The 21,483-nt window shown below is 69.7% G+C and carries 19 protein-coding genes; 5 read left to right on the top strand and 14 right to left on the bottom strand.

Features of this window, described 5'->3' with window-relative positions:
• Window positions 1-44: 44 nt before the first annotated feature.
• Together DKM19_RS10690 and DKM19_RS10685 are read right to left on the bottom strand one after the other, a co-directional pair.
• Window positions 45-1,151 (bottom strand): Gfo/Idh/MocA family protein, encoded by a 1,107-nt coding sequence (locus DKM19_RS10690; RefSeq protein WP_110695565.1) that lies wholly within the window; start codon window positions 1,149-1,151, stop codon window positions 45-47.
• Complete coding sequence (locus tag DKM19_RS10685; RefSeq protein WP_204358747.1) at window positions 1,148-1,897, bottom strand: sugar phosphate isomerase/epimerase; 750 nt, start codon at window positions 1,895-1,897, stop codon at window positions 1,148-1,150. The genes DKM19_RS10690 and DKM19_RS10685 overlap by 4 nt, the downstream gene beginning before the upstream one ends.
• Before the next feature lie 462 nt (window positions 1,898-2,359).
• Between DKM19_RS10685 and DKM19_RS10680 the strand changes: the two genes are divergently transcribed.
• A complete protein-coding gene (locus DKM19_RS10680; RefSeq protein WP_089205235.1) occupies window positions 2,360-2,677 on the top strand; it encodes a nuclear transport factor 2 family protein in 318 nt (105 codons plus the stop codon).
• A 192-nt stretch (window positions 2,678-2,869) separates the two neighbouring features.
• Here the strand turns inward: DKM19_RS10680 and DKM19_RS10675 are convergent, their stop codons facing one another.
• Window positions 2,870-4,258, bottom strand: coding sequence for a glycoside hydrolase family 16 protein (locus tag DKM19_RS10675; protein WP_110695563.1), 1,389 nt, complete (start codon window positions 4,256-4,258; stop codon window positions 2,870-2,872).
• A gap of 345 nt (window positions 4,259-4,603) precedes the next feature.
• Here DKM19_RS10675 and DKM19_RS10670 point away from each other — a divergent pair, with 345 nt between their 5' ends.
• A complete protein-coding gene (locus DKM19_RS10670) occupies window positions 4,604-5,146 on the top strand; it encodes an NUDIX hydrolase (RefSeq protein ID WP_204358746.1) in 543 nt (180 codons plus the stop codon).
• A gap of 200 nt (window positions 5,147-5,346) precedes the next feature.
• On the opposite strand, the gene DKM19_RS10665 is transcribed toward DKM19_RS10670, so the two are convergent.
• Both DKM19_RS10665 and DKM19_RS10660 read right to left on the bottom strand, forming a co-directional pair.
• On the bottom strand, window positions 5,347-5,985 hold the full coding sequence (locus DKM19_RS10665) for a maleylpyruvate isomerase N-terminal domain-containing protein (protein ID WP_110695562.1): 639 nt from the start codon (window positions 5,983-5,985) through the stop codon (window positions 5,347-5,349).
• An 81-nt stretch (window positions 5,986-6,066) separates the two neighbouring features.
• Window positions 6,067-7,518 carry an MFS transporter gene (locus tag DKM19_RS10660; RefSeq protein WP_204358745.1) on the bottom strand — a complete coding sequence of 484 codons (1,452 nt, stop codon included), beginning with the start codon at window positions 7,516-7,518 and terminating at the stop codon, window positions 6,067-6,069.
• Window positions 7,519-7,787: 269 nt separating this feature from the next.
• Between DKM19_RS10660 and DKM19_RS10655 the strand changes: the two genes are divergently transcribed.
• On the top strand, window positions 7,788-8,417 hold the full coding sequence (locus DKM19_RS10655) for a TetR/AcrR family transcriptional regulator (protein ID WP_110695560.1): 630 nt from the start codon (window positions 7,788-7,790) through the stop codon (window positions 8,415-8,417).
• 16 nt (window positions 8,418-8,433) lie between these two features.
• Here the strand turns inward: DKM19_RS10655 and DKM19_RS10650 are convergent, their stop codons facing one another.
• The 9 genes from DKM19_RS10650 to DKM19_RS10610 form a co-directional block, all read right to left on the bottom strand.
• Window positions 8,434-9,294 carry a hypothetical protein gene (locus DKM19_RS10650; RefSeq protein ID WP_110695559.1) on the bottom strand — a complete coding sequence of 287 codons (861 nt, stop codon included), beginning with the start codon at window positions 9,292-9,294 and terminating at the stop codon, window positions 8,434-8,436.
• A 308-nt stretch (window positions 9,295-9,602) separates the two neighbouring features.
• Window positions 9,603-10,568, bottom strand: coding sequence for a GNAT family N-acetyltransferase (locus DKM19_RS10645; protein ID WP_162641417.1), 966 nt, complete (start codon window positions 10,566-10,568; stop codon window positions 9,603-9,605).
• Window positions 10,569-10,732: 164 nt separating this feature from the next.
• Window positions 10,733-11,524 (bottom strand): MBL fold metallo-hydrolase, encoded by a 792-nt coding sequence (locus tag DKM19_RS10640; RefSeq protein WP_110695557.1) that lies wholly within the window; start codon window positions 11,522-11,524, stop codon window positions 10,733-10,735.
• A gap of 59 nt (window positions 11,525-11,583) precedes the next feature.
• Complete coding sequence (locus DKM19_RS10635; RefSeq protein ID WP_110695556.1) at window positions 11,584-12,393, bottom strand: alpha/beta hydrolase; 810 nt, start codon at window positions 12,391-12,393, stop codon at window positions 11,584-11,586.
• 91 nt (window positions 12,394-12,484) lie between these two features.
• On the bottom strand, window positions 12,485-13,324 hold the full coding sequence (locus DKM19_RS10630) for an alpha/beta fold hydrolase (protein ID WP_110695555.1): 840 nt from the start codon (window positions 13,322-13,324) through the stop codon (window positions 12,485-12,487).
• A gap of 66 nt (window positions 13,325-13,390) precedes the next feature.
• Complete coding sequence (locus DKM19_RS10625) at window positions 13,391-14,215, bottom strand: alpha/beta fold hydrolase (protein WP_110695554.1); 825 nt, start codon at window positions 14,213-14,215, stop codon at window positions 13,391-13,393.
• A gap of 95 nt (window positions 14,216-14,310) precedes the next feature.
• On the bottom strand, window positions 14,311-17,049 hold the full coding sequence (locus DKM19_RS10620; RefSeq protein WP_110695553.1) for a helix-turn-helix transcriptional regulator: 2,739 nt from the start codon (window positions 17,047-17,049) through the stop codon (window positions 14,311-14,313).
• A gap of 324 nt (window positions 17,050-17,373) precedes the next feature.
• The gene (locus DKM19_RS10615) at window positions 17,374-18,240 is read right to left on the bottom strand and encodes an AraC family transcriptional regulator (RefSeq protein WP_110695552.1); all 867 of its coding nucleotides are present in this window, start codon (window positions 18,238-18,240) and stop codon (window positions 17,374-17,376) included.
• A 164-nt stretch (window positions 18,241-18,404) separates the two neighbouring features.
• Complete coding sequence (locus DKM19_RS10610; RefSeq protein ID WP_110695551.1) at window positions 18,405-19,037, bottom strand: DUF305 domain-containing protein; 633 nt, start codon at window positions 19,035-19,037, stop codon at window positions 18,405-18,407.
• 395 nt (window positions 19,038-19,432) lie between these two features.
• On the opposite strand from DKM19_RS10610, the gene DKM19_RS10605 reads away from it, so the two are divergent.
• Complete coding sequence (locus DKM19_RS10605; protein WP_110695550.1) at window positions 19,433-19,921, top strand: cupin domain-containing protein; 489 nt, start codon at window positions 19,433-19,435, stop codon at window positions 19,919-19,921.
• Between the two features lie 256 nt (window positions 19,922-20,177).
• Window positions 20,178-21,461, top strand: a complete 1,284-nt coding sequence (locus tag DKM19_RS10600) for a serine hydrolase (protein WP_110705629.1) — start codon at window positions 20,178-20,180, stop codon at window positions 21,459-21,461.
• The last annotated feature ends 22 nt before the right edge of the window (window positions 21,462-21,483 follow it).

Genomic DNA, 21,483 nt, shown 5'->3' with positions numbered 1-21,483 from the left:
AACGCGAACGGCGCCCGTCCCCGGCGGGCGCCGTTCGCGTCTTGTCAGAGGGTCTTGAGGTAGGGGTCCCAGTCCTCGCCGACGGTCTCCGTCGCCGGGACCGAGCTCCGCACGGACACGGCCTCCCCGCGCTCGATCGACTCCGAGACCGCGGCCATCGTGTCCACCACGTGGTAGGCCAACCGGCCGGAGGCCCGGTGCGGCACCTGTGCCCGCACGGCACGGGCGATGTCCAGCGTGCCGAGCCCGCGACCACCCACCGGGCCCACGGCCGGTACGGTCGTCCAGTCGTCGTCGCCGGCGCGCCGGATGTGGAGGTCCCCGTCGAAGTGGTTCGGGTCAGGGATCGACAGCGTCGCCTCCGAACCCACGATCTCCACATGGCCCACGCGGCGGTGCGGGGAGTCCCAGCTCAGCACGCTCGTCGAGCTCTGCCCGGACTCGAACTCGGCGATGATGCTGACATGGGTCGGGACCTGCACGGTGATCTCCTGCCCGGTCTTGGGCCCGACCTGAAGGACGCGCGTCGGCCGGGCGATGCGACCGGCCGCCACCACCGAGCGGAACGAGCCGAAGCACTGGGTCAGCGCGGTCAGGTAGTACGGTCCCATGTCCCACAGCGGGCCCGCGCCGCGCGAGAGCAGCACCTCGAGGTTGCGGTGGTCGTCCACCGGCCCCGGCACCTCGAACAGGGTGAGCCCGGTCAGCGGCACGCCGATGTCGCCCCGCTCGATCATCCGCCGGGCCGTCTGCAGGCCGGCGCCGAGGAAGGTGTCCGGCGCTCCCCCGATCCGGAGGCCGGCGCTCTCCGCCTTCTCCAGCAGCCGCTGTCCGGAGGCCCTGTCCAGCGAGAACGGCTTCTCCGTCCACACGTGCTTACCCGCGTCGAGCGCGGCCATGGACACCTCGGCATGCGCGGCCGGGATCGTCAGGTTGACGATGATCTCCACATCGGGGTGCTGCAACGCCTGCTCGGGGAGTCCCGACTCCGGCACCCCGTAGGCCGCGGCCTGCTCGGCGGCCCGTTCCGGGTAGAGGTCCGCGACGATGCGGACCTCCACATCCGGGAAGCGGGTGAGGTTCTCCAGGTACTGGTCGCTGATCTTCCCGGCGCCGATGACGCCGACGCCCATCGGGCCCGACGCGCTCATGCCGTGACCCTCGGGTTGAGGTAGGCGAAGCTCGCGGCGATCCCCTGGAAGATGTCCCCGGAGTACTCGTCGAACTCGACCACCCCGACCTCCAGGTGCGGCACCGCGTCGAGGATCTCGGGGATGGGCATCTTGCCCTGGCCCGCCGGCAGCTGCTGGGTGTTCTCGTGGTTGACGGGGCCGTCCTTCAGGTGCAGGTACCGTACCCGGTCGGTCTGGCGGCCCAGCAGGTCGAGCACGTTCTCTCCCCCCACCGCGACCCAGTAGGTGTCGACCTCCAGCACCACCTCGGGACGGAGCCGGTCGACCAGGGTCTCCAGCGCGGTGCGACCGGCGAATTTCCGCTCCAGCTCCCACCAGTGGTTGTGGTAACCGACCCGCAGGCCGTAGTCCGCCGCCTTCTCCGCCGCCGTGTTCAGGTGGTCGGCGATGCGAGCGACATCGGCCTCCGTCCTCCAGAACTGCTCAGGCACGAACGTGTCCACCACCGTGTTCGCGCCGAGCTCGTTCGCCGCGGAGAACACCGCGTCCAGATCGACGTCTATCAGCGACGAGGTCATCGTGGGTGAGGTCAGGCCGTTGGCGCGCACCGCGTCGAGGAACTCCGGGCCGCGGGAGTACAACTTGTACGAGGACTCGACCTGCCGGTAGCCGACCTCGGCGACTCTGGCGATCGTGCCCGAAAGATCCTCTTCGAGGGCATTCCGGACGCTGTAGAGCTGAAGGGACAACAAGGGGAGGGGCACGGTCAACCTTTCGCGGGGGATGCGCCGTCCACCGTCATGCTCGATACCGATCAACAGTGGGCAACGCTCGCCATATTTGTTACTAAAATAACGGATATATGTGAACTACGCATCATGTCAAGGGGCCGAAGTCACACCGGAGGCGGCTCTCGCATGGCCCGCCGCCGGGAGGTTTTCGCAGCCCGACCGGGGAGAAGGACCGGCTCGGCGACCACGCCGCACGGCTCCGCCCCCGGTGGCCGCCGCTGCCCGGTCGTGACGTCGGCCTCACGCACCTTCTCAAAACAGACATCCAGCATCGCGCAACGGCTCATCCAGGCGTGTGTGCCCACCGCTCCACCCGGCCGTCGGCCTGACGCAGGGCATGGCAGACTCGGATCCCCAGAGGTCGGGCCATGAGGCCGAGCCCGCATCGCCCCGCGTCTCTCCACCGAGCGCGGCCTCTATCGAAAGAAGGACTCCGTGACCACTCATCCCGCCGTCCAGCGAGCCATCGACGCCGCCAACTCCGGAGACACCGAGGGTTTCCTCGGCTCCTTCACCGACGAGGGCGCCGTCGACGACTGGGGACGGGAGTTTCGCGGGCGAGAGGCGATTCGCAGCTGGAGCGACGAGGAGTTCATCGGGGTCGACGTGAGCCTGGCCGTCACCGCCGTACGCCAGACCGGGGCCACGGTCACCGTCTCGGCCGATGTCGGCGGGCGCGGCTTCAACGGCCCCTCCGACTTCACCTTCACCGTCAGCGGCGACCGCGTCTCCCTCATGCGCATCACCGGCTGAGGTTCCCCGGCCACGTGCGCCGACGAACCGGCACGGCGTAAGGCCAGGCGGCGGCCGACCCCTCGGACGAAACCCTCCGGGGTGTAGCCCCGGGGCGCGGCGGCAGCCGATCCCCGGGACAGGACCTCCGGGGTACGGCCCGCGCGTCCCGGGGCACATGCCGTGCCCCGGGACGCGCGGGCCGCGGGAGGGTCAGTTGCCGAAGGTGATCCAGTTGAGGTTGACGAAGTCGGCGGGTTGCCCGCTGGTGAAGGTGACGTAGACCGTGTGGGTCCCGGTCACCCCCGCGATGTTGGCGGGAACCGTACGCCAGCTCTGCCAGCCGCCGGTGTTGCCGAGGGCGAAGTCCCCGATCGGAGCGGCCGTCGGACTGTCGAGGCGCACCTGGACCAGCCCGCTGACCCCGCCGGCGGCTCCGGAGGCGACCCGGGCCTTGAACTGGGTCGCCGCCGCGGTGCCGAAGTTCACTCCGTCGAAGCGGAGCCAGTCACCATTGCCGATCTGGCTGACGTTCTGCCCGCCACCGGTGTCGGTGGTCGTCTCCACCGCCGTGCCCGCCTGCGCCTGGTACCGCTCGGCCTGGATGGTCGAGCGGGCGTCCACCCCACCGCCCGGAGGGGGTGTCGGAGTGCTGGTGGGCGGGGTCCCGGAGCCGCTCTGCCAGACGGCCACGTAGTCCACGAGCATCGGACGTCCGGAGACCGTGGCCGCGGTCGGGGTCTGCCCGGCCAGCGCGTTGGGGAACGCACCGCCCATGGCCACGTTGAGCAGGAGGAAGTAGCCCTGGTGGCCGGTCATGGCGTTCCAGGTCCCGGCGTCGAGCTGGGCCTGGCTGACGCTGTGGAACTGCTGCCCGTCGACATACCAGCGGAGCTGGTTCGGGCTGACGCTGCGGTCCCATTCGAAGCGGTAGGTGTGGAACGCCGACTGGCAGGACGCACCGGGACAGGTCCTGCTGGTACCGATTCCGGTGGTCTCGTTGCAGGGACCGCCGGGGCTCACCCCGCAGTGGAGCACGCCCCAGACGGAGTTGATCCCGTTGACGTTCTCCATGATGTCGAACTCGCCGGTGCCGGGCCAGTTCCAGTAGTTGCCCCGGTACGGAGCCCCGAGCGCCCAGAACGCGGGCCAGTAACCCAGCGCGGCGCTGCCGGTGACGTTGGGCATCTGGATCCGTCCCTCGATGCGAAGGACGCGGCCGTCGGCGGGCTTGAAGTCGGCGCGGCGGCTCTCGATACGGGCCGACGTCCACTCGGTCCCGCTCTTGATGGGGGTGATGCGCAGGTTTCCGCCGCCGTCGAGGCTGAGGTTGGACGGGCTGGCGGTGTAGTTCTGGACCTCACCGGTGCCCCAGTTGGCGGGGCCTCCGGGGTAGGCGTGGCCGGTGTCGACGATCCAGTTGGCGGAGGAGGGAAGCGACCCGGAACCGCCGTTGAAGTCGTCACTCCAGACCAGGGACCACCCGGAGGGGGTCGGGGGAACCGCGGCGTAGGCGGTGATCGCGACCATCGGCAGCACCAGGGCCGCGATGATGATCGAAATCCACCCGAGAGAGCGCTTTCTTGTTGGGGGGTGACTCATTCGTAACCTCTCACAAGGCGAACGAGGGGAACGGCCGAACGTCGCTGCAGCGTAAAGACCGATTGATGTCACTGTTACGCGAAGGTTAACTCGGGTCAAGGCCTGATTGTGAAAAAGTCAGAGAGCGCTCTCAGCGTTCGGTCTTCGGATGTCGAGCCGCTGTTCCATTCCCGCAGGACGAGGGGGATCGTCGGCCGTCTCACCCGTGATCACCGGCCGTGACCGGCATCGGCACCGCGACCGTGCGCCTGCGACAGGATCCGCGTCGACGGCGGACGCGGCGCGGTGGAGCTCCTGGCGCCGTAGGCAGGCCGCCGGGCTGGGAACGAGGTTACGATCACGAGCGTGACGATCCCCGTGCCCCGGCCGACCGCCCGGATTCTCCTCACCGACTCGCTGGACCGCCTGCTGCTGTTTCAGGGCCGCGGTGAGGGCGAGCGCCGCGCCGAGCTCGCCTGGTTCACCCCGGGGGGAGGCGTCGCGGCCGGGGAGTCCCTCCCCGTCGCGGCTTCCCGGGAGCTCCGGGAGGAGACCGGGCTGGTCGTTCCTCCCGAGCACCTGGGGCCGGTGGTGGCCGTCACCACCGGGCACTGGAGAGGTGACAAAACCACCTACCTGGCGACCGACTCGTTCTTCTTCCTCCGCGTCGACTCGGCGGAGATCGACACCTCCGGGCAGGAGGAGTTCGAGCGCGCCATGATGGTCTCCCACCGCTGGTGGACACTGCCCGAGCTGCGCACCACCCGTGATCGGGTCACCCCGTTCAACCTCGCGGACCTGATGCGGCGCCTGCTCAGCGGGGATATTCCAGAAGAGCCGGTCACACTCCCCTGGCACGGCGAACGGTATTCCTCCCACGGGGCCGACGCCCCCTCGCCCAGCCCCTGATCGGTTCTTCCTCCACGCCCCTGAGGAAGAACCGCCGGAACGCCGCGAAGACGATCACGCGCGGCGGGAAGCCGTCAGGCGTCCGGACCACGTGCGGGCGCACCGGCCGGCTCCCGGCCTCGAAGAACATCCCGGTGATCCGGCCCAGCCCGGCGACCGTCATCGGCACCGACGGGACAGGCGTTCCCCGGAGCGGATCGTCAGATCGCGGAGATCGAGGCAGGCGCGCGTTCGGCACGGCTGAGCGCGCGCAGCACGTTGGTCGCGCCGTGCCGCCTCAGCGCGATCCGAGACAGCAGGTCGACGACGGTCTCGACGGCCTCGGCGGGCAGTTCGGGCGTTGGAATCCCCACGCTGTGGGCCAGGTCATCGCTGTGGACGGCGATTTCCAGCAGCCGGCTCGTCACGAAGTCGTCCAGGCTGATCGACCACGCCCCCCAGGTCGGACGGCGTACCGGCCGCGACGGGACGGCCGGCAGCACGGTGCGCAGTTCCCGGACGGTGGCCTCGACCCGGCCCGCCAACGCGGCGGGGCCGTCCGCCGCGTCCTGCTCCCCGCTGGTCCGGATGAGCACGTTGAACCGATCGTCGAGATCTGATCCGATCCAGCTCGCCCGTGCGTAGTACTCGTGGATCGAGATGAGCTCTTCCGTGGGCACCGGCTCGGCGAGCACCTTGGGAATGAAGAAGACCTGCCCGGCCAGATGACCGGCGAGCCCCTGAACGCTGAGCTTCGGCAACGCGCTCGGCTCACGCCATGCGGCGGCCACCTCCGGGGCGGCGATCAGTTTCGCCACCGACGCGGCCGCCGTGAGATAGAGCTCTCTGATCTGCGCCATTCCGAAGCCTCCGCCGGGGGGTCTGCGATGCCTGCCACTGCCTGCGAACCTCAAGATCTCAGAGAGTATTCCGCCGCCGGGTCACTTCGCCTCGGCGCCGACGATGTCACGGGGGGACGGCAGGACCGGCGCCGCGTCGTCGGCGCGGGCCGCGCGGCCGGCGGTGGGCACGAGGAGCGCCGCCGCGACGGCGGTGAGGGAGAGCACCGCGAGCGTCGCGAAACCGTGGGTGTATCCGGCTTCGTACGGTAGCCCGTTCGACTGCAGGTTGCCGGTGACGATGCTGCTCATCACCGCGGCCCCGATCGAGCCGCCGATGGTACGGATGTTGGCGTTCATCCCGGCGGCGGCACCCGTCTGCTGTGCCGGCACGCTCTTCACGATCAGGTTTGTCATGGACGAGAACGCCAGACCGATGCCGAGCCCGAACACGCCCGCGGCGACGCCGATCTGCCAGCGCTCGTCGTGGGCTGCGGCGAGCGCGGCGCAGGCGAGCACGCCGAACGCGGAGCCGGTGGCGAGCTGTGCCTTGAGGCTGAACACCCTCTCCACGCGCCCGCTGAGGATGCCCGCGACGAACATCGTCACGAGCATCGGCAACATCAGCAGGCCCGCCTCGGTGATGCTCGCCCCGAAGCCGTAGCCCGAGACCGTCGGGGTCTGCACGAACTGCGGAAGGAACCCGTACACGGCGAACATCGCGGCCCCGAAGAGCAGCGCGGCGAGGTTGGTGGTCCACACCGCGGGCAGGCGCATCATGCGCATGTCGATGAGCGGATTGGCCGAGCGGGCCTCGGCGACGGCCCAGGCGGCGAAGATGACGACCGCGACCGCCAGCAGGCCGATGACCCTGGGAGAGCCCCAGCCCCATACCGGCGCCTCGCTGAGCGGCAGCAGCAGGGCAACGAGCCAGCCCGACAGCAGGAGGGTGGCGAGCCAGCTGATCCGGCCCGGGGTCCGGACCGGTGACTCGGGGACGAACAGGTACGCCGCCACGGCCGTCAGCGCGACGATGACCATGGGAATCCAGAACAGCCAGCGATAGCCGAGAGCATTGACGATCGGCCCGGCGAGCACGATGCCCAGGCCTCCGCCCGCCGCGATGAGGGCCGACATCGCCCCGATGGCCGACGGCACCCGCGTCCGGGGGAACTCGTCGCGAATGATCCCGAACGAGAGGGGGAAAACGGCTCCGCCGACGCCCTGGATGACGCGGGCGACGATGAGCACGCCGATGTTGGGCGCGATCGCGGCAAGCAGGCAGCCGACGGCGAGTCCCACGAGGGCGATGACGAGCACCCGTTCCTTGCCGACCATGTCGCCGACCCGCCCCAGGATCGGAGTGCAGATCGACGCGGAGAGCAGGTAGGCGATCAGCACCCAGGTCACGGTGCTCTGGGAGGTGTGCAGGTCCTGCTGAATCGTGGAGAGCACCGGGCTGATGAGCGACTGCATCATCGAGAAGAACCCGGCGCCGGCCGCGAGAACCACGAAGGTCAACTGATAGGTGGTACGTCTGGTGGTCGAAGCCACAAAGATCTCCATTTTTACGGTTAAGAGACTCGTTTTCAGGCATGCGCGTTCAGGGAGCCTGAAAACGAGGTTGATCCGGTCTGCCGGGCACCCGATTCCCGGGGCCGGCCTTCACGGGGAACGCGGGATGTCGAGAGGAGCTTTGCCCACCCGTTCGTGATGGATGTAAAGTATTCGGAGGCTCTCCTCCGAACAGTAGCGGAGGGGCACCTCCACAAAGTAGCGGAGGAATGCCTCCGGTTGCAAGTGAGTAAGGAGGGCACCTCTCCATGACGAGTGCGGAGCAGGTTTCCGAGGTCTTCTCGCGACGCCCCAAACGCGCCGACGCCCGGCGCAACTACGAGACGCTGATCTCCGCGGCACGCGACGCTTTCGCCGAGGACGGCGTGTCAGCCTCGCTGGAGGACATCGCCCGCCGCGCACACGTCGGCATCGGCACGCTCTACCGGCACTTCCCCACCCGTCAGGACCTGTTCGAAAGCGTCTACGTCGACGAGGTCGAAGCCCTCTGCCGCACCGCCGGCGACCTCGCCGACCAGCCGCCCTGGGACGCCCTCGTCGGCTGGCTGCACCGCTTCGTCCGCTACACCGCCACCAAACGCGCCCTCGCCGAGGCGCTCAACCGTGACTCCGAGCTCTTCCGCACCTGCCGTACGGAGGTCCACGCCGCGGGCGAGCCGTTGCTGCGGCGAGCCCAGCAGGCGGGCGTCGCGCGAGCAGACGCGAGCTTCGACGACGTCATGCGCCTCGTCGGCGGGATCACGATGATCCACTTCGCCGAGCCCGGGCAGCTCGAACGCGTCGTCGGCCTGGCCCTCGACGGACTGCGTCCCCAGCCGCCGAGCACTGATCAGGAGTCCAGGGCCGTGGCTTCCGCGCCTTCCGCGGTGTCGAGGTAGCCACGCCGAGCATTGATCAGGAGTCCAGGGCAGCGGCTTCCGTGGCTTCCGTGGCTTCCGTGGTGTCGAGGTAGCCGCAGGGAAGCAGGTCCTCCGGCTCGGAGACCTGGAAGCCCCAGATGTCGGTCACCTGACCTCTGAAGGCGTCCACGATCGCAAAAGCCACCGCTCCGATCTCGAGCATGGCCTCGTCTCCCGACAGGAGGATCGTGCCGTCGGCGTCCTCGAAGGGACGCACGTCGACCTTGACCAGCTGCTTCGCGTACGGCATCACGGCGTGCACGGCCGGAGGGATCTCGTACTCGTGGACGGCGGAGACCAGGATGTCGGCTCCGCCGTACATGTGAAGGTCTTCCTGGAGAAGGTGGACGATTCCGTCGTCGAGCTCGGCGGGACCCGCCTGCTGCCAGCTCTGCTTGATGGAGTCGGCGGGGCGCAGATGCCGTCGCAGCAACGGGAGCATCTCCTCGTGGGGCGGCATCTCCCCGAGATAGGCGATCGGGCCCCGGGAGTCGTCCTCCGCGGGATCGCTCATCAGCCCCCTCGTCATCGACCAGCCGCCGAGACGGTAGGCGATCCCCTCCGCGAGACCCTCGTCGAAACCGTTCACGGGCAGTGGGCCGTCGGCGACGACCCGATGGGCCCAGAGCTGCTTCTCGTCCTGGATGCTCAGCTTGTGGAGCTGCGGTTCCGCCAGCTCGACGCCGGCCGTCACCCGGACCCCCGCCACCATGATGTCGTCGCCGTCGAAGTGCGCGCCGGGATCGACGAGCCGGAGCATCTCCAGCAGGACCGAGGGACTCGCCTCGGCGGGCAGCAGAACGGTGGGACCTGTCCGTAGACGTCCGATAAAGAGGCGATCCGAGAACCAGCTCATGCCCATCTCCTCATGATCGAGAGGTGGCCGATGCTAGCCGGAACCTTCATGGTTGGCGATGCCTCTTTGCCGGTCCGTGACCCGATGCCGTGGATTTTCCGGCCCCACGGCCCCACGGCCCCGCGGGATGCACGATCCGTCTGTGCCCACTCGTTCGGACGGCCCGTCTGTGCCCGCTCGTTCGGACGGCGACCTCATGGTCGTCCCACAACGTGGAGAGCTCCTCGCTCGTGGCGAGCAGCCACGCGCTGATCACACCGGCGGCCGGGAGGGAGAGTGCGCACCGGCCTTGCGGGGCGGCCGAGCTCTCAGGGAACCAGCGGGAGCGCGTAGGTGACGGCGCGGTGGCCCATCTCGAAGCCCGCGCGGGTGTAGACGCCAAGAGCGCCGGTCGAGTTGTGCGCGTCCACGCCCAGCCCGGCCCTCTGGTAGCCCTGCGCGCGGAACTCGGCCAGGGCGTGGGCGAGCAGTGCGCTCCCCACTCCCCTGCCACGCCACTCGCGCAGGGTGCCGATGATCTGGATCCACGCCTCACGGATGCCGGTCGCCTCCGTGTCCGCTTCGTAGTAATGGGTGATCAGAATGCCCACACTCGCCCCTGACTCGTCCTGGGCGACGAAGGAGCCCTCGGGCCGGAATGCCTTCACTCCGATGAGGGCCGCCCTCCAGGACTCCGCCGTGTGCTCGACGCTGCCCCAGTGGTCGGTGAAGGAGAGGTTGCGCACCCCGCGAACGGCATCCTCCAGGTCGTCGCGGTAGGTGACGATCCTCAGCCCGCCGGGCAGAGAGTGCTCCGGCAACTCGGCGCCCAGATCACGGGTCATCTCGTAGAACCATCGGACCGGGCTCATGCCCATCGAGGCGGCCAGTGCCCTCGCGCCCTCGTTGCGGGAGTCCGCATGAAAGTGGAGTTCGAGCGGCTGCCCGGGGAAGCGGCGCTCGTGCAGCACCGGGGTGTTGCTCATCGCCCAGCCGAGCAGGTGGCCGCCCAGGCCCCGGCGGCGGTATGCGGGATGGACTCCGCCCCACAGGGTCATCTGGTGGACCGGGGTGGCGGCGGGCCTGGCCATGGTCACTCCGACCGCGACGAGCCGGCCGGAGTCCCACGCGGCCAGCGTGCCCTCGGCCCGATCGAGCAGGGGGTTGGCGAGACGTTCGGCGAGGTCGTCCGCCTCGTAGTTCTCCCCGGTCTGGTCCACGTCCTCGATGGCGGCCAGCAGCTCCGCCCACGCATCGATGTCGCCTGTGGTCAGCGGAACCCACTTCAGAGTCATGGTCCCCGAGCATAGGAACGGATCTCTCCGGACCGCGACCCGTTTTCCCGCCCGGTCCTCGCCGCCTGACCACGGGTCGACGGCCGTCCGCCGATGGGAACACGGGAACACCGCGGGTCCGTGCCCGTCCGCCGGTGAGAGCACGGGAGCGGTGGTCTCGCAGGTCACACGGTGACCTCGCTCCTGGTACCGAGAGGCAACCATCGGAAGCGGTGGCGGATGTCCTCCGGCGCGCTCGCGAGATCGTGCTCGATGGCCTCTCGCCCCTGGCGGAAGTGGGCCCATCCTTCGTAGTGGACGGGTATGGCGGTGTGCGGGCGCAGCAGGCGGCACAGCTCCACGCCCTGGCGGGCGGTCATGGTGTAGCGCACCGGGCCGGTCATCGGGAAGCGCACGCCGCCCAGGTGGAGCAGTACGGTGCCGACCCGCAGCCGGTCGGGCACCTGCCGCACGCCCCTGTAGAGGACGGTGTCGCCGGAGATCCACAGCACGCCGTGCTGCTGGCCGTCCCATTTCAGGGCGAAGCCGGTCACGTCGCCGATGATCGGGTGGGACAGCGGCGGGCCGTGGCGGCCCGGGGTCGCGATGATCTCGATGCTCGGGCGTCCGGCCGCCTCCAGCCGCATGGTCTCCCAGGGCGCCAGGCCGCGGGCGCCACCGCCCAGGCGCCCGGCGCCGGACGGTGTGGTGACCACGACGCCCGCCGATGGCAGCAGGGCGCGTCCGGCGACGTCGAGGTTGTCGCCGTGGTGGTCGTGGGTGAGCAGGACCGCGTCGATCGGGGGAAGATCGGCGGCGAGGACCGCGGGTCCGGCCACCTTGTGCGAGCTCGTGCCCCAGCCGAAGAAGTACTTGTGGCCCGGCGGGTCGAAGGTCGGGTCGGTCAGCAGCCGCCACGGCCCGACCTCGATCAGGGCGGTCGGGCCGCCGATGTGGGTGATGCGGACGTCGGTCATGCGCTGTTCCCTCCGGGGGGCGGGGCGGCCCCGCGAGGCCGCCCCGCCCGGTGGTCTGCTTAGCGGGCGTGCCTGAGGGCCCAGTCCAGGGCGTAGTCGGCGACCTCTTCCCAGCCCTCCTGCGCGGGCATGAGGTGGGAGCGGCCCTCGTACTCCTTGACCTCGGTGACGGTGTCGGACGTGTAGTGCTTGGCGTTGGACCGCTGGATCTTGGGCGGCATCAGGTGGTCGTTCTCACCCGCGATGAACAGCAGCGGTGCCCGGTCGTCGTTGTGGTAGTTGACGTAGGTGTCGTCCTTGCCGGGGTGGATGTTGGCCAGCGCGCTGCCCCAGAAGACGTTGCCGGAGGCGGGGATGTGATAGCGCTCGTACAGGGCGCGGGACTGCTCCTCGGAGAAGGTGTTGGTGAAGGCGTAGTGCCACTGCTCGAACGTGAACCCGACGGCCTTGTGCCGGTTGGCCGGGTTCTTGAGCACCGGGAAGGTCGCCTTGATCTGCGACAGCGGGATGACCTGGACGCCTTCGGTGGGGGCGGAGTTCATCGCGACCCCGGCGGCGCCGTAGCCGTGGTCGAGCAGGATCTGGGTGAAGACGCCGCCCGCGGAGTGGCCCATGATGATCGGCTGGGAGTCCAGTCCGTCGATCAGTTTTTCCAGCGAGGCGATGATGGCGGGGACGGTGAGTTCCTCGATCGGGGTGGGGTCGGCGTTGAGCGCCTCGACCTCGACCTCGAAGCCGGGATAGGCCGGGGCCAGCACCCGATATCCCTTGCTCTCGTAGTGGGTGATCCAGTGCTCCCAGGATCGGGGGGTGACCCAGAAGCCATGGATCAAGACGATGGTGTCGGGAGGCGTGGACGTGGGGCTCATGGATGGTCCTTCCGGAGAGTCGGTGCCGGGTGGGCCGCGGGCCCGATGCCATGCGTGACGCGGACCCGCGGCCGGTCGGTGGGCGGGAAGCTCAGCGGGTGGCGGCGTAGGCGGCGACGATGACGGCCGTGGCGGCCGCGGGGTGGGAGATCATGACGACGTGCGAGGAGCGGATCTCGGTGATCTTGCTGCCGGCGCGCTTGGCCATGAAGCGCTGGACGGCCGGCGGGATGACCTTGTCCTGGGTGGGGATCAGGTACCACGACGGGATGGTCTTCCAGGCCGGGACGCCGCTGGGGCCGGCGAGCCCGCCGACGCTGCCGGGGCGCTGGGTGGCGGCCATGAGCCGGGTCTGGGATTCGGGCAGGTCGGCGGCGAAGACCGCACGGAACTTGGCGGCGTCGATGTAGCCGTCCTGGCCGAGGGTGCCGTCGGGCAGTGGGTAGGGGCGTGCGATGAGGGCGGCGCCCAGCTCGCTGCCGGGGAACTGCCCGGCCAGCTGGAGCGCGCTCTCGCCCTCGTCGGGTGCGAAGGCCCCCAGGTAGACCAGCGCCTTGACGTTGGCGTGCCCGCGTGCGGCGTTGGTGATCACGATGCCGCCGTAGGAGTGCCCGGCGAGGATGACGGGCCCGGGGATCGTGTCGAGGATGCTGGAGATGTAGGCGGCGTCACCGGCGGCGTCGCGCAGCGGGTTGGCCGGGGCGATGACGGGGAAGCCCGCCTTCTGCAACAGGGCGATCGTGTCGTTGAAGCCGGAGGCGTCGGCGAACGCGCCATGGACCAGGACCACGGTGGGCTTGACGCCGGTGGCGCTCGTGGCGGGAATGGCGGCCGACGCCGGCGCGGTGACGCCGGTCAAGCCGAGGAGCAGGACGAACGTCGTGAACAGCGCGGTCATGACGCGGCTGCGACGCGGTCGCTCAGAAAACATGCGGGAGCTTCTCTTTCATTCGATTTCGAGCATGCGAGCAGGGGCGCTGCGGACGGAAAGCGAGGCTCAGGAGTTGAGGAATTCGAGGAGGTCGGCGCCGAGCTGTTCCTTGTGGGTGTCGGTGATGCCGTGCGGCGCGCCGGGATAGACCTTGAGGGTCGCGTTCTTGATCCGGGCCGCCGAGGCCTTGCCCCCGACCTCGAACGGCACGACCTGGTCGTCGTCGCCGTGGATGACGAGCGTCGGCACGTCGAAGGCGTCCAGGTCGGCGCGGAAGTCGGTGGCGGAGAACGCCGCGACGCACTCGTAGGCGTTACGGTGGCCCGCCTGCAGTCCCTGGAGCCAGAACGCGTCGCGCATTCCCTGCGAGGGGTCGGCCCCGGGGCGGTTGCCGCCGAAGAACGGCCCGTCGGCCAGGTCGCGGTAGAGCTGGGAGCGGTCGGCGAGGGATCCGGCGCGGATGGCGTCGAACACCTCGATCGGCACCCCGCCGGGGTTGTCGTCGGTCTGGAGCATGAAGGGCGGCACGGCGGAGACGAGCACGATCTGGGCGACGCGCGCGGTGCCGTGTCTGCCGATGTAGCGGGCGACCTCGCCGCCGCCGGTGGAGAACCCGATGAGGGTGGCCTCGCGCAGGTCGAGCGTCTCGATGAGCGTGGCGAGGTCGTCGGCGTAGGTGTCCATCTCGTTGCCGTGCCAGGTCTGGGTGGAGCGTCCGTGGCCGCGGCGGTCGTGGGCGATGACGCGGTAGCCGTGGGAGGCCAGGAAGAGCATCTGGGCCTCCCAGCTGTCGGCGTTCAACGGCCAGCCGTGGCTGAGCACGACGGGCCGTCCCTCGCCCCAGTCCTTGTAGTAGATCTGCGCTCCATCGGTGGCGGTGATGAATCCCATCGCAGCTCCCTTTTTGGGTGGATTGTCCGACCCCTTGATCCTCGATCAAGGCGGCGTCGCTCGAACCCCGTGGAGCGCGTAGTCGTGAGCCCGGGTCAGTCGGGCAGCGCCTGGGCGAGCTGCCGCCGTGAGGTGACGTCGAGCTTGCGGAAGATCTTTCGCAGGTGGTAGTCGACGGTGCTCGCGCTGATGAACAGGTGGGCGGCGATCTCGCCGTTGGTGGCGCCGCCCTTGGCCAGATGGGCGATCGTGCTCTCCTGCGGGGTGAGGTCGGTCGCCGTCTCGGCCGAGCGGCTGCGGGCGTTCTCGCCGGTGGCCAGCAGCTCCTGCGTGGCCCGCGCGGCGAATCCGGCGGCGTCCATGTCCTCGAACAGTGCCACGGCGGTGCGCAGCTGCTCGCGGGCGTCGCGACGCCGTTTCTGCCGGCGCAGCCATTCGCCGTAGAGCAGGTGGGCGCGGGCGAGGTCGGAACGGGCCCTGGTCGGGGTGAGGATGTCGATCGCCCGGCGGTAGAGGGGTTCGGCGTGGTCACCGTGCGCGAGGATCGCCTCCGAGCGCGCCAGCAGACCGAGCGCCCAGGGAGTGCCGCTCGCGGTGGCCCGGGCCGTCAGGGTGCGCAGGGCGGCGGCCGCCAGCACCCGGTCGCCGGAGCGGGCCGCGGCCTCGACGAGCTCGGGCAGCAGCCGGGAGTGCACGCCCAGTGTGTCGGTGTCCACCAGATGGTGGGCGATCGCGCAGGCCTCGGCGTAGCCGCCCCTGCCGATGGCGAGGATGACGCGGCCGATGCGGGCGATCGACTCTATTGCGCCGATGCCGAGCACCGTCGCCGCCTCCATCGAGCGGCGCAGCGTCTCATCGAGCTTGTCGTCGCCGGCGTGCCAGGCGAGCAGCTCGGGGTGGCGGTAGATCTCCCATGTGTCAGAGGTCGCACCGATCGCCGAGCGGATCTGGTGACCCTCGACCAGATAGGCGTCGGCGGCGGCCAGATCGCCGAGGTTGGTCTCGAACATCGACGCGCAGAACAGGGCGCTGTCCAGATGCCACAGCGAGCCGGTCCTGCGGGCGACGTCGGCGACCCGCCGGATGACGGCGCCCTGCGACTCGTTATCCCAGATCATCATGGAGAACGTGACGCATGTCTGGTATCTCCTCAGGACACCCTCGTCGGGGGTGTCCGGGTCCAGCAGTGCGTCGACCGCCCGCCGCAGGTGCGGGACCGCCTGTTCGTAGCCACCGGAGACGAGCGCGGCGAAACCGTGCAGCACGAGATCCGGCGGGGCCGGTGAACGAGCGGGTGTCAGAGTGGTCTCGGCGATCCGGGCGATCTCGGCGAGTGTCGTGTCACGGATGAGATGCTCGGCTCGGACCGCGTGGGCGACGGCGTCCAGCAGCGCGTCGCGGGCCAGCTCCGGCGACTCCTCCCCGAAGGCCACCGCGGCCGCCAGGCAGAGGGCGGGAGCCTGGGCGAAGGACTCTGAGGCGCCCAGCGCGATGAGGGCTCCAGATCGCACCGTCAGTGCCCTGCCCCGGCCGATGTCGTCGATCACCTCGATGTCGATGGCCTCCAGCAGCGTCTGGGCCTGCAGCGGCGCCCCGGCGATGAAGGCCGCCTCGGCCGCCGCCAGCAGCCGTCCGGTCCGGCCGGAGCCCTCCGGCGTCAGCTCCGCGGCGCGTGCCAGGAAGGTGGCACGCGCCGCGTACCCGCCCCGGCCCGCCGCCCGCTCCGCCGAGCGCTCAAGCTCGACGGCGACGGACTCATCCGGGCCGATCGAGGCGGCCGCCAGATGCCAGGCCCGCCGATCGGCGTCATCGGACCGCGAGGTGACCGCCGCCAGCGCGCCGTGCGCACGGCGCCGCTCCACGCTGGTGACCCCGCCGTACACCGCCGAGCGCACCAGCGGATGACGAAACTCCGCGTCCGCCCGCATCACCAGTAACCGCGCCGCCTCCGCCGGCCCCGTCGCATCCGGCCCGACCCCCAGAAGCGCGGCCGCCTCGGTGATGTAGCCCACGTCACCGGTCGGCTCGGCCGCCGCCAGCAGCAGCCAGGTCTGCGTCGCCCGCGGCAACTCCCGCACCTGGGCCAGGTAATGGCCCTCCAGGCGTCCGCCGACCGGCAACGGCGCGGGCAGTGCGATGCCGCCCATGAGCTGGTCGGTGGAGAGCTCCTGCCCCAGATCGGTCAGCGCGAGCGGGTTGCCGGCGGTCGCGGCCACGATGTGCGCGGCGATCCGGGCGTCCAGCGGCCCGTCCACCACCGAGCGCAGCAGCTCCAGGGCGGGCCGCTCCTCCAGGCCCGTCACCTCCACCACCGGCAGACCCTCCAGGCCGGTGAAGCCTCCGCGCACCGCGAACACCAGGCCGATCCCCTCGGCGTGCATCCGCCGGCCGATGAAGGCCAGCACGTTGACCGACTCGCGATCCAGCCACTGCGCGTCATCCACGCAGCACAGCACAGGCCCCCGCTCGGCCACCTCCGCCAGCAGGCTCAACGCCGCCAGCCCGACCAGGAAACGGTCGGCGGGCGGTCCCTCGGCCAGCCCGCAGGCCACGGACAGGGCCGCGTGCTGGGAGGAGGAGAGCCGGGTCGGACCCTTCAGGAACGGGATGAGCAGCCGGTGCAGGGCCGCGAACGGAAAGTCCGACTCCGCCTCGACCCCGGCCACCCGGATGACCCGCACACCCGCCGCCGAGCCCGCGACATAGTCCAGAAGCGCCGTCTTGCCGATGCCGGCATCGCCCTGGAACACCACCACGCCGCTCAGACCTTGACGTGTCGCCTCAACAAGGGCATCGAGCGCCTCGCGCTCCTTGTCGCGCCCCCACAGGACCATGACGCACACCTCTCCGGAGCTGCCTGGTCTTTCCCGATGCGAAGAGTTCTGCGCCCACGAACGGCGCTGATTCCAGGACCGGAATCAGCGCCGCCGCGATCTTGATTTATTGAACCAGCACAGACATTCCACAGTCCAGCGCTTGACCATGTCCGCGTCTGGACAGGCACACACGGCCGACCTGAACATGTGCGACCACAAGAGGACGTTCCCACCGCCGTGCGCCCTTGGGGCCTGCGACAGATCTTCGTTCGCCACAGGCCCCGAAAACGGGCCACCGTTCCGTCACGGCCTTCCCAGCAGGCGGTCCCCGTCGCCACCCCCTCAGTCGGCGGTCCGTTCCACGGGGATCCACAGCGCGGCGTCGGCCTGCGTCCCGTCCGGCGACAGCCGCGTGGACGAGATCTCGGGGCCGGGCCTGCTCCGGTAGGGGTTGGAGGGGAACCACTGCGTGAACACATCTCGCCACAGATACTGCAGCGCCTGCGGGAACGCCCCCGAGCTCTCGAAGACCGCCCAGGTCCCGGCCGGGACGGTGAGGGCCTCCATGTCCTCGGGTACGGCGGCGCCGGTCACCACTCCGTGGTAATAGTCGAGCTCGGTGCCCTCCTCCCTGCGGTCGGCGAGACCGTCGCTCACGTTGACGATCCCCCTCGGCTCCTGGTCCGACAGTTCCTCCATACGCCGTACGGTCTCCTGATCGATGCTCCGTATGAACGCGACGATCGCCGGATTCATCCCCTCATGGACCAGGGGGACCCGCGCCTTCCGGCCCACCACCTGAAACTCCTCCTTCTGCACGACCCGATACCGCATGCCGCTACTCCCTTCGATGACGAGGCGAAAGGACATCCGGGGCTGGGAGTACAGAGCCGCACCGGTCCGCCTGGCCTCGCCGGGTCCGACGCCGTGCACGGCGCGAAACGCCCGTGCGAACGCCTCCCCCGAGCCGTAGCCGTAACGGACCGCGATCTCGAGCAGCGTCTCCTGCCCGGCGAGCACCCGGGCGCCCGCGACGGTGAGCCGCCGGCGACGGATGTACTCCGACAACGGCAGCCCCGCCAGCGCGGAGAACAACCGCCGGAGGTGATACTCCGACGTGAGCGCGATCCGCGCGAGCTCGTCCACCTCGATCTGCTGATCAAGATGCTGCTCGATGTGCTCCATGGCCTGGTTCAACCGCTCCAGCAACCCCGGACCTCCTTCCTTTCGATCACCACGCTAGGCGGGGCCCGTCCCGCCGGACCCGACTTTCCCTGCCCGGCGCGATCGGGTACGGCGGGCGTCACCGCTCCTCCTCGCACGCCCCGCTCCCGAGGAGGGATCCGGCCCGCGGCATCGACCGGGAACGACGACTATCCGGCGCCGAGCAGGGACTCCATCTGGCCGATCTCCTTGTTCTGCGAGGCGATGATGGCCTCGGCCAGGTCCTTGGCGGGCGGGTAGGAGCCGGTGGACCTCTCGGTCCCGGCCATCGCGACCGCGCCCCGATGATGGGCGATCATCATCTGCAGGAACATGGTGTCGAAGGTTTTCCCGGAGGCCTTCGACAACCGGTCCATCTCCTCGGTGCTCATCATCCCGGGCATGTCGTGGCCCGGATGATCCGCCCCCGGCATGTCTCCGGGCACCCGCTCGCCCCAGGTCTTCAGCCACCCGGACATCGTCCCGATCTCCGGGCCCTGCTCTGCCTTGATCCTGGTCGCCAGAGCCTTGACCTCCGGTGAGAACGCCCGGCCCGCGGCGAGCTCGGCCATCGCCACCGCCTGCCGGTGGTGCGAAATCATCTGCTGGGAGAAGGACACATCGGCGGCGTTGTGCGTGGATGAGGAGGGCGGAGGCGTGGCCCGCACCGCGACGGCGACGATATCGCCCGATCCCCTGCTCAGGACGTTCTCACCGCCGCAGGCGCCGAGGACCGCCGCGGCGGTGACGGCGGCGGCGGCCGCAACGGCGGCACGGCGAGTGCGGGAACGGTGTGTGGTCATGGTCGTTCCTCCTGCCCGACAGGAATGTGAACGTTGCTGCGGCCGGCGCCGATGAACGGCCACGGGGCCGGCGTGCCTGTACGCGCGGCAGCCGTGGTTCGCCCGGCGACGGCACCCTGCCGCCCGGCGTCGCCACGGGCACCCGCCGGGCCGACGGCCCGGTCGCAGCCGCATGCCGCACCCCGTGGGTGCGGCGACGCGCTGTGGAAGATGCCCTTTGATCCCAGGATAGGGAGCCGTGGCCAAGGGCCCGGCAGACGGCCCGGCATCGGGCACGTGAGCCTGATCCCCCACCGGCTCATGGGCTCAGGGGATCATGGCCTTCCCCGCTGCCTGCCCGTGACCCGGTAGCGGTTGAATAGGGACCCAGGCGGAGACACACGAGAGGGCAGATCATGACATATCCGGATCCGGTCTACTTTGGTGACAAGGGCGAGATCAACGCGACCTACCGTCCGGCGGCCCACGAGCCCGAGCTGACCTACCGGTCCGGCAACACGGTGCACTACCTGGCCACGGGAGCCTCCACCAACGGCCGGTTCGGCCTCTACCGCTGGGAGATGGGGCCGGAGCCGAGCGGGCCCGACCAGCACTTCCACCGGTCGATCTCCGAGTCGTTCTTCACCCTCACCGGAACGATACGGATCTACGACGGCAACCGCTGGATCGACACCAGGCCGGGTGACTTCGTGCACGTCCCCGAAGGCGGCATCCATGCCTTCCGCAACGAGTCGGGCGAACCCGCGTCGATGCTGCTGCACTTCGCCCCTGGCGCTCCTCGCGAGGGATATTTCGAGGGCTTGGCGGAGTTCGCCGTCTCCGGCCGTCCCAGCGACGAGGAACTGGCGGCCTTCTACTTCCGCCACGACACCTTCTGGCTCTGACCGGCCGATCCGGCACCGTTCGATCGACAAGATCGTCGGTGGAACGGAGCACGGATCCGAGTGGAGGGCCCGCGCCGACGACGCGTGGTGGGGCCAGCCGCATCCTGTGTGGTCGGTAATCACATCCTGAACCAGGGGGTCAGCCACATCGATGGGCGGCCCGTGCTCGAACAGACTGATCGGTGTTCGGCACAAGCCCGTCAGCTCGCAGATCGCCGGTCTGATCGAGCCGGGCATTCCCTCAGGAGAGCACCACATGACCGAGAACATCCTGCCGCCGCGTCGGCGTGCGGCGCTGGCGCTGCTCTTGACCACCGCCCTGACCGGTGCGGTCGCGGCCGGGGCGTCCGCCGCATCGGCTTCGGCCACGCAGATCGCAGCGGGGCACACCGAAGCGGAGGTGACGCGGACGGCTCAACTGACCAAGCTGGCTCGGCAGGCCGTGGACGCCGGCGCTCCCGGGGTGATCGTGCGGGTCAACGACGGCAACGGACCGGCGATCGAGATCGTCCGGCAGGCGCCCTGGACCAGGACCGAGCACACGCTCGCATCGGATGATCAGTTCCGGATGGGCTCCAGCACCAAGACCGTGGTAGCCACGGTGGTCCTGCAACTTGTCGCCGAACACCGGCTCAAGCTGACCGACCCGGTCGAGACATGGCTGCCCGGCCTCATCCCGAACGGCGATGCAATCACCCTGCGGATGCTGCTCAACCACACCAGCGGCCTGTTCAACTACATCAACGATCCAGACGTGCTCAAGGCATTCACCGGCCAGGACACCAGGCAGTGGACCCCCGAGGAGCTGATCGCCGCAGCGGTCGGGCACGACCCGATGTTCGCCCCCGGCAAGCAGTACTCCTACAGCAACACCAACTACATCGCGCTCGGCCTCATCGCCGAAAAGGTCACGGGACACAGCCTGGGCGACCTGATCCAGGAACGGATCGCCCGGCCCCTGAACCTGAAGAACACCTACATGGCCACCGGCACCCGCCGGCCGGACAACCGCAAGCTCGCCCACGGCTACGAGCCCGACGCCGCCCATATCGCGCCCCTGCTTCCTCCCGGCACGCCCGCCGGGACGAAGTTCGCCGGTCCCGGCCGCGCCGGCCACGTCGACACCACCTGGATCAACCTGAGCACGGAATGGGCCGCCGGGGGCATGGTCTCCACCGCCGAGGAATGGGGCCGCTTCGACACCGCGTTGATGTCCGGCAAGCTGCTGCCTCCTGCCCAGCTGAAGCAGATGCGGACCACCGTCGCCGAGGAGCCCGGCAATCCGAACCGGTACGGGCTGGGCCTGGAGAAGGTCGTCACACCGTGCGGCGCCGTATGGGGTCATGTCGGTCAGGTCCCCGGCTATTCCAGCCAGAACTTCACCGACGGCACCGGCCGCCGCACCGTCTCGATCTTCACCACGACCATCTTCGGCCTGGCCGACCCGAAGGTCGGTGCCGCCGACCAGGCCCTGGTGAACGGTGCGGTCTGCGCGATGCTCGACAAGCCCATCCCCAAGACGGCTCACCCGACCAACTGACACACCGTTGACCTGTACGGTC

It is taken from the genome of Streptosporangium sp. 'caverna' (assembly GCF_003203775.1).
In the GTDB taxonomy this organism is placed as follows: domain Bacteria; phylum Actinomycetota; class Actinomycetes; order Streptosporangiales; family Streptosporangiaceae; genus Streptosporangium; species Streptosporangium subroseum.
This window is presented reverse-complemented; position numbering and strand designations above follow the sequence as displayed.